The sequence below is a fragment of the Pseudomonas sp. MD330_10 genome (assembly GCF_042610415.1).
Taxonomy (GTDB): Bacteria; Pseudomonadota; Gammaproteobacteria; order Pseudomonadales; family Pseudomonadaceae; genus Aquipseudomonas; species Aquipseudomonas rhodesiae.
Window position 1 is genome coordinate 1 of record NZ_JBHGZU010000059.1, and the last position, 321, is coordinate 321.

At 60.1% G+C, this 321-nt stretch carries 1 pseudogene; it reads right to left on the reverse strand.

Features of this window, described 5'->3' with window-relative positions:
• Positions 1-273 (reverse strand): annotated as a pseudogene (locus tag ACFZPT_RS26605) (hypothetical protein); the annotation flags it as partial.
• Between the last annotated feature and the right edge of the window lie 48 nt (positions 274-321).

The window sequence follows — 321 nt, forward strand, 5'->3', positions numbered from 1 at the left end:
AGAGACCCACGGCTGCGGGTGGCTGGTCTGATGCAGCGACGTGAAGTAGTCAGCGCTCAAATGGTAGGACTTAAGCGCGGCCCGCGCCATGGTCAGCAGCGCCACCTCGTCGACGTCCGGGGAATTGTCGGTGGAACCGCAGTAAATCACGCTCAGGTATGGCAGGCCTTTGACGAGCCGGTTGTCGGTACTAGTGGTACCCAGCGGCCTCTCGTCCTCGACCAGCTCACCGCCTTCATTCCGCAAGGCGGTGTAGCAGACGTCGTTCAGCATGAAGAACTCACGGAAAACGGTGTCGCAATCATGGCTGTATCGATCGCC